5 protein-coding genes and 1 pseudogene are annotated in these 4542 nt (G+C 65.5%); 2 read left to right on the top strand and 4 right to left on the bottom strand.

The window, feature by feature from the left end:
- Nucleotides 1-226: pseudogene (locus tag ACT4OC_RS28060) on the top strand (dihydroxy-acid dehydratase); the annotation flags it as partial.
- Nucleotides 227-247: 21 nt separating this feature from the next.
- On the opposite strand, the gene ACT4OC_RS28065 reads toward ACT4OC_RS28060, so the two are convergent.
- Nucleotides 248-817, bottom strand: a complete 570-nt coding sequence (locus tag ACT4OC_RS28065) for a histidine phosphatase family protein (protein ID WP_444842310.1) — start codon at nucleotides 815-817, stop codon at nucleotides 248-250.
- Nucleotides 818-822: 5 nt separating this feature from the next.
- Nucleotides 823-1596: an enoyl-CoA hydratase/isomerase family protein gene (locus ACT4OC_RS28070; protein WP_444842311.1), complete on the bottom strand. Its 774-nt coding sequence runs from the start codon at nucleotides 1594-1596 to the stop codon at nucleotides 823-825.
- Nucleotides 1597-1873: 277 nt separating this feature from the next.
- Here ACT4OC_RS28070 and ACT4OC_RS28075 point away from each other — a divergent pair, with 277 nt between their 5' ends.
- Nucleotides 1874-3094, top strand: coding sequence for an NAD(P)/FAD-dependent oxidoreductase (locus tag ACT4OC_RS28075; protein ID WP_444842312.1), 1221 nt, complete (start codon nucleotides 1874-1876; stop codon nucleotides 3092-3094).
- A gap of 122 nt (nucleotides 3095-3216) precedes the next feature.
- Here ACT4OC_RS28075 and ACT4OC_RS28080 read toward each other — a convergent pair whose 3' ends face one another.
- Nucleotides 3217-3978 carry an NUDIX hydrolase gene (locus tag ACT4OC_RS28080; protein WP_444842313.1) on the bottom strand — a complete coding sequence of 254 codons (762 nt, stop codon included), beginning with the start codon at nucleotides 3976-3978 and terminating at the stop codon, nucleotides 3217-3219.
- A gap of 412 nt (nucleotides 3979-4390) precedes the next feature.
- Nucleotides 4391-4542: PfkB family carbohydrate kinase (locus tag ACT4OC_RS28085; RefSeq protein WP_444842314.1), on the bottom strand; the 152-nt coding region annotated here is incomplete at its 5' end.

Raw genomic sequence — 4542 nt, forward strand, 5'->3', positions numbered from 1 at the left:
GCTGGCCCTTGTGCGAAACGGCGACATGATCTGCCTCGACGTCGCCAAACGCCGCATCGAGCTGCTGGTCGAGGAGGCCGAATTGAAGAAGCGCCACGCCGCGCTGGCGCCCGCCGCCGCGCCGGACTGGGCGAAGCGCGGCTACGCCTGGCTGTTCAACGAAACCATCCTGCAGGCCGACGAGGGCTGCGATTTCGATTTCATGCGCGAAAACGGCAAGGGCTAGCGGCCTTCGCCGGGACGACAATTAGACTTCCACCACAGCCCACGCATCCGCTGTCCGCGTGAAGCGGAACGGCCGGCCGTGGCCGTTCTTGAAGAAACTGCCCGTCAGCCGCTGCGCCATCGATTGCATCACGGCATCATGGCAGACGAACAGGATTTCGTCCTGCGGATGGCGGTCGAGCCATTGGCCGACGGAGCGCATCGCGCGCGCGGCGCAATCGGCCCATGGCTCGGAATCCGCCGGCAGCATGTCGACCAGCCCCTGCGCGCTGTTCTTGCCGTGCTTCATCATGAGCTCGCGCACCTTCTGACCCTCGAAGCTGCCGAAATCGAGCTCGATCAATCCCTGATCGAGCGTGACCGTCTTCGATGCGATGTTGGCAACGATCTCCGCGGTTTGCACCGCGCGGAGCAGGGGGCTGGAGACCACGTGCCCGAGCGCGACGCTGCGCAATTTCTCCGCCGCCGCATGCGCCTGCGCGATGCCGTCGTCGTTCAGCGGATTGTCGGTGCGGCCCTGGAACAGCCCCTGCCGGTTCCAGCCGGTCGCGCCGTGGCGCAGGCAGATGAAGGAGCGGGACGGCGCCGGCATCGCGCTTACTTCGACTTGCTGGTGAATTTCTTGACGGCGATCCGGAATTCTTCCGTTTGCATGCAGGCGATGATCTTCTCCTCTTCGGCATCGAGCTGCTGTTTGGTCGGCGTGGTCGCGGCCTGGTAGAGCAGCGCCTTGGTGGCGCCGATCGCGGCCGGCGGATTCTTCGCCAGCTTTTCGGCGAATTTCCGCGTTTCCGCCTTCAGCTCCGCCGCCGGCACCACCTTGGCCACCAGCCCCCAGTCATGGGCCTGCTGCGCGGTAAAACTGTCTTCGGCGAGAAAAATCTGGAACGCACGGCGCACGCCGACCGTGCCCACCATGCCGACCGTGCTGCCGCCGTCGGGCGAGACGCCGATCTTGGCGTAGGCCGGCGTGAACTTGGCGTCTTCTGCGGCGATGCAAAGGTCGGTGACGAAGGCGAGCCCCATGCCGGCGCCGGCCGCCGAGCCGTGCACGCTGGAGAGCACGATCTTCGGCATCCGCCGCACCGTCTCGATGAAGGCGTGATAATGCTTCAACAGCTCGCCGACCACCGGCGCGATGGTATCGGCCTCCGCCGCAGCCCCGATGGTCTGCAGGTCGCCGCCGGCCGAAAAGGCGCGGCCTTCGCCCTGGATCACCAGCACCTTGATGGCGTCATTGGCCTCGACCTCGGCGCCGAGCTGTTCGAGTTTTTGCGCGATGGCGAGGTTCACCGAGTTGAAGGCCTCGGGCCGGTTCAGCGTGATGGTGGCGATCGGACCGTCGATCGATAGAATGGCGGGTTCGGACATCTGAAAAGGCCTCATGTCGGAAGATTGGCCGCGCATTTAAGTCCGGGAAGCGGCAGGTGACAATCCCGGCGAAGTCTGCAAGATTTGCCCGTCGCCGGCTGAGCAAAGCGCTTGCGCTGGCTCAAACCGCGATGCCGGAAATGCCGCCATTCTGCGGGAACGGGCGCCCGCCGCCGACCACGGGAATGACGCCGGCAAGCACCGAAAATCGGCGAAGGGGAGACGACGTGGGTATTTTCTGTGCCCTTTCGAGTGGGCTTGCGACTGGATTTGGCGGATGAGTGCAGGATCGGTTGTCGTCGTCGGCGCGGGACACGCCGGCTTCCAGCTTGGGATGTCGCTGCGGCAGAACGGCTTTGCCGAGCGCATCCTGCTCGTCAATGACGAGGGCCATCTGCCGTATCAGCGCCCGCCGCTGTCGAAGGCGTATCTGAAGGGCACCGGCGGCCCGGAAACCCTGAGCTTCCGGCCGGAGAAATTCTTCCACGACCAGAAGATCGAGCTGGTCGCCGATCGCGGCGCGGCGATCGACCGCGCCGCGCGCAAGCTCAAGCTGGCCTCGGGCGCCTCGCTGGACTTCGGCCATCTCGTGCTCGCCACCGGCGCGCGCAACCGCCTGCTCGATCTGCCCAATGCCAATCTCGAGGACGTGCGCTATTTGCGCACGCTCGACGAAAGCCGGGTGCTGCGCGACCGCATGACCGATCACCGTCATGTCGTCGTGATCGGCGCCGGCTTCATCGGGCTCGAATTCGCCGCCACCGCACGCGCCAAGGGGCTGGAAGTCGACGTGGTCGAGCTCGGCGTGCGCGTGATGGGACGGGCGGTGACCGCGGAAATCTCCGAATTCTCGCAAGCGCGCTTCGCCGCGGCCGGCGTGCGCATCCATCTCGGCGTGCAGGTGACCAGCATCGAGAGCGACGGCAAGAAGGTGACGGGAGTGAGCCTCAGCGACGGCCGCCACATCCCGGCCGATCTGATCGTGGTCGGCGTTGGCGTGCTGCCCAATGTCGAGCTTGCCGCGGAGGCGGGGCTTCCGGTGGCGTCCGGCATCATCGTCAGCGATCATCTGCTGACGGCTGATGCCAACATCTCCGCGATCGGCGATTGCGCGCTCTACGCCAGCCATCGCTTCGGCGGCTCGCTCCGGTTGGAGTCGGTGCAGAACGCCACCGACCACGCGCGCTGCGTGGCGGCGCGGCTGACCGGCAAGGACGAAGTCTATGACGGGGTGCCGTGGTTCTGGAGCGACCAGGGGCCGGACAAGCTGCAAATGGTGGGCCTCACCACCGGCTACGACCGCGTCGTGGTGCGGGGGAATCGCGAGCAGGGCCAGTTCTCGGCGTTCTGCTACAAGGGCGAAAAGCTCCTCGGCATCGAATCCGTCAACCGCGCCGGCGACCACATGTTCGGCCGCCGCCTGTTAGGGGCCGGCCGCTCGATCACCCCGGATCAGGCGGGCGATGCCGGGTTCGATCTGAAGGGTGCGTTGGGCTAGAGCATGATCCGGAAAAGTGTGAAGCGGTTTTCCGAAAAGCATGCCCTCGGGCCCGACCCGAGGGATCATGCTCAAACAACAACCTAAAGCGCGATGAAGATTTATCCCAATCTCATCGCGCTTTAAGCCACGCGGCGAAACCATCCGCGCACCTTCTGCGCGAGGCTGCGCCGCCGGCCGCCGATCGAGGCGGTCACTTCTCCGGCGCGCCGCGGGTCTGTGGTGAGATAAAAATCCGGCTCGACCCCCATGCGTGCGGCCTCCGTCTCGGCGAGAGGCCCTACGATCGGCATTTCGCTGGAGGCGCCGGTGCGCTCGTCCAGGTCAGGCGCGGGCGACGGCACCGACTGCGGCGCCTGGATCTCGGATGGCGCAAGCGGCGCTTGCTCAGGTGCGACCACCGGCTCTCGGCCTTTGCTCGCTGTCGAAGCCGCCGTTTCCTTTGCGGCAATTGTCTTCGACTTGAGCCGGCGCGAGTGAGCGCCGATCGCAAGCGGGCCGACCGCCTCCAGGAAGGCGCGCTCATGTTCGCGCGACAATCGTTCGACCGCAGCGTTCAGCGTTAGCCAGTCGACGGCCCTTATGTCGCTCATCAGTTCGCGGACCGGCTCACCGCCGGCTTCCATGCTCCAGTAATGCACGACCTTCGCACGGCCGCCGGTCTCGTAAACCAGCGTGCCCAGAAATTCCCGCACCGTCACATTATGCCCGGTTTCTTCCAGCACCTCGCGCTTGGCCGCCGCACGCGGCGTTTCGCCCGGATCGAGCTTGCCCTTCGGCAGCACCCACTCGTCGCGCTTGCGAAGCCGCACGACGGCGACGCGCGGCGGTAGCTCCCGCCGCAGCACGATTCCGCCGGCCGCTTGCACCTGCACTTTTGGCACTTTCAGTTCTCACGCAGTTCGATGTTTCGAGTCGATGCTCTATAATGAGGTATCGTGCCGTGTCACGACAAAATCGAGATGATGAGGCCAAATCCAGGACGAATTTGAGCTGACGTGAGGGTCGTGACGCCTCCCTTTGCGGAGGGGGCAGGGGCTATCGCATATGAAAGAGAACGCGACGGGCGGTGCCTTTGCGGCCCATCCTTCGAGACGCCCGCCTTTGGCGGGCTTGAGGCTTTTTTCGCGGCGAGATCTTAGACCCTCATGGTGAGGAGCGCCGCTCGCGGCGCGTCTCGAACCATGGAGGCCGAGGACATTCGCGGCCGCCAAGCGCATATGCGATAGCCCTGCTCTGCGGAGGGGGTGGGGAGAGGGGTGCTGCGGAAAGACCGCCGACGACGCCACCTCCTTTCTAGAGAATTTCTTGCACCTCCGCCGCCGTCGGCATCGACGGCGCGGCACCCATCCGCTGCACACAGATCGATGCCGCGGCATTGGCATATTTCAGCGCATCGCGGATCGCCTTCCCCTCCGCCAATTGCGCCGCCAGCGCGCCGACAAAGC

The sequence above is a fragment of the Bradyrhizobium sp. genome, from assembly GCF_052389815.1.
Taxonomy (GTDB): domain Bacteria; phylum Pseudomonadota; class Alphaproteobacteria; order Rhizobiales; family Xanthobacteraceae; genus Bradyrhizobium.